Source organism: Nocardioides sp., from assembly GCF_031422975.1.
In the GTDB taxonomy this organism is placed as follows: domain Bacteria; phylum Actinomycetota; class Actinomycetes; order Propionibacteriales; family Nocardioidaceae; genus Nocardioides.
Map to the genome: position 1 here is coordinate 1 of NZ_JANPEO010000416.1, position 2,858 is coordinate 2,858.

The 2,858-nt window shown below is 70.1% G+C and carries 2 protein-coding genes and 1 pseudogene; all 3 read left to right on the forward strand.

The features are described 5' to 3' along the window. Positions 1-353: hypothetical protein (locus RMO85_RS12530; protein WP_310529058.1), on the forward strand; the 353-nt coding region annotated here is incomplete at its 5' end. Positions 354-401: 48 nt separating this feature from the next. Continuing rightward, on the forward strand, positions 402-1,739 hold the full coding sequence (gene glnA, locus RMO85_RS12535; RefSeq protein WP_310529059.1) for a type I glutamate--ammonia ligase: 1,338 nt from the start codon (positions 402-404) through the stop codon (positions 1,737-1,739). 1 nt (position 1,740) lies between these two features. Beyond that, a pseudogene (locus tag RMO85_RS12540) lies at positions 1,741-2,858 on the forward strand (bifunctional glutamine-synthetase adenylyltransferase/deadenyltransferase); the annotation flags it as partial.

The following is a 2,858-nucleotide window of genomic DNA, read 5'->3' on the forward strand; positions in this document are numbered from 1 at the left end:
ACGACGACAGCGACCTTCACGTGTCCTACGGGAGCTGGGCCGGACGGTCTTCGGCGACGGGCACGGTCCGTGCCACCTCGCGGGAGGACGCGCAGGTGGGGCTGACGTTCACCGGCACGGCGCTGACCTGGGTCACGACCACGGGTCCCGGCCAGGGGTTGGCGCGGGTCGAGATCGATGGAGCGACGGTCACGACGGTGGACAACTGGACCGCCTCGACCCGGAGACGAGTCCCCCGGACCTTCAGCGGGTTGGCTCCGGGGACACATCGGGTGCGCATCATCGTGCTCGGTCGGCACCGCCCGGCCAGCACCGCCAGCGAGCTCGTCATCGACGCCTTCGTCGTCAGCTGATCCAGCACGCCTCGACAATCGATGACTGGCGTGCGACATGATGTGCGCATGGGCAAGCAGGAAGACTTCGTACTCCGTGCACTCGAAGAGCGCGACGTCCGCTTCGTGCGGTTGTGGTTCACCGACGTCCTGGGCTTCTTGAAGTCCGTGGCGGTGGCCCCGGCCGAGCTCGAAGGGGCCTTCGACGAGGGCATCGGGTTCGACGGCTCCGCGATCGAGGGCTTCGCCCGCGTCTACGAGTCCGACATGCTTGCCAAACCCGACCCGGCGACCTTCCAGATCCTGCCGTGGCGGGGCGAGGGCCCGGCCACGGCCCGGATGTTCTGCGACATCGTGATGCCCGACGGCAGCCCGTCGTACGCCGATCCGCGCCACGTCCTCAAGCGCACCCTCAGCACCGCCGCCGACAAGGGCTTCACGTTCTACACGCACCCCGAGATCGAGTTCTACCTCTTCAAGGACCACCCCGTGGCCGGGGAGGAGCCGCGCCCGGTCGACCGCAGCGGCTACTTCGACCACACCGCCCAGTCGATGGGCTCCGACTTCCGCCGCGAGGCCATCTCGATGCTCGAGGCGATGGGGATCTCGGTCGAGTTCAGCCACCACGAGGGCGGCCCGGGCCAGAACGAGATCGACCTGAGGTACGCCGATGCGCTCTCCACGGCCGACAACATCATGACCTTCCGGACCGTGATCCGTGAGGTCGCGCTGAGCCAGGGCATCTGGGCCTCGTTCATGCCCAAGCCCTTCACCAGCCACCCGGGATCGGGGATGCACACCCACGTCTCGCTCTTCGAGGGCGACCGCAACGCCTTCTACGAAGCGGGCGCCGAATACCAGCTGTCGAAGACGGGTCGCTCATTCATCGCCGGCGTGCTGCGCCACGCGAGCGAGATCAGCTGCGTCACCAACCAGTGGGTCAACTCCTACAAGCGGCTGATCGGCGGCGGCGAGGCCCCGTCCTACATCTGCTGGGGTCACAACAACCGCTCGGCGATGATCCGGGTGCCGATGTACAAGCCCAACAAGGGCCAGTCGACCCGCATCGAGCTGCGCACCATCGACGCCGCCTGCAACCCCTACCTCGCCTTCGCCGTCATCCTGGCGGCCGGGATGAAGGGCATCGAGGAGGAGCTGACGTTGCCGCGCGAGGCGGAGGACGACGTGTGGTCCCTCACCGAGCGCGAGCGCAAGGCCCTCGGCATCCGGCCGCTCCCCAAGAGCCTCTGGGACGCCATCGGCATTGCCGAGGACTCCGAGCTGCTGGCCGAGACGCTGGGCGAGCACGTCTACGACTTCTTCCTGCGCAACAAGCGTGCGGAGTGGGAGGAGTACCGCGGTCAGGTCTCCGCCTTCGAGCGCGACCGGATGCTGCCGGTCATCTGACGTGCGCACCACTGCCGGGTCCCTCGTCCGGCTCGGCTTCCTCGACGGCGCGGCCGCTCGCGCGGGCATCGAACAGCTGGGCGACGCCGGACCGGCGCTCAGGACCGCGCTGGCCGCATCGGCGGACCCCGATGCGGCGCTCGTCGGGCTGTTGCGGCTCGCCGACGCGGTCGATGATCGCGCCGCGATGCTGGCTGCGCTCGCCGACGACGAGGGGACGGCGATGCGCCTGTGCGCGGTCCTGGGCGCGAGCGAGGCGCTGTCGGCCCATCTCGCGCGGCACCCTGAGCAGTGGCGTGAGCTGACCGACCCGACGCTGGGACGGACTCGGGCCCCGGCCTTCGCGATGCGGGTCATGCTGCTGGAGTGCGTGGGCGCAGATCCGCTCGACGACCAGCCGGTCGCGACCGTGCCGGACGCCCGGGCCGTCGACGCGCTGCGGGTGACCTACCGGCGGATCCTGCTCCGGCTGGCCGCCCGCGACCTCGCCCATCACCTCCCGATCGACGACGCCGCGGCCGAGATCGCAGACCTGGCCGCCGGCACCCTCGAGGCCGCCTTGGCCGTCGCCCGCGCCCGTGTCGGCGACACGGCCACGGCTGCACGGCTGGCCGTGATCGCGATGGGCAAGTGCGGCGGGCGCGAGCTCAACTACGTCTCCGACGTCGACGTCATCTTCGTCTTCGAGCCGGCCGCCGACGCCGACGAGGGCGTGGCGCTGCGTGCGGCCTCCCAGCTGGCCTCGAACCTCATGCAGGTCTGCTCGGACCACACCGGCGAGGGCACGATCTGGCCGGTCGACGCCAACCTGCGCCCGGAGGGCGCGTCCGGACCGCTGGTGCGGACCCTCGCCAGCCACCGTGGCTACTACGAGAAGTGGGCGAAGACCTGGGAGTTCCAGGCGCTGCTCAAGGCCCGGGCGGTGGCCGGCGATCTCGAGCTGGGCCGCACCTACGTGGAGATGATCGAGCCGCTGGTGTGGAGCGCTGCCGAGCGCGACGGGTTCGTCCACGACGTGCAGGCCATGCGCAGGCGGGTGCTCGACCACATCCCGGCGCACGAGGCCGAGCGACAGCTCAAGCTCGGGTCCGGTGGCCTGCGAGATGTGGAGTTCGCCGT

Bases quoted from the DNA above. Each gene is read 5' to 3' on its own strand.
- glnA (WP_310529059.1), top strand. From the start codon at position 402: ATGGGCAAGCAGGAAGACTTCGTACTCCGTGCACTCGAAGAGCGCGAC.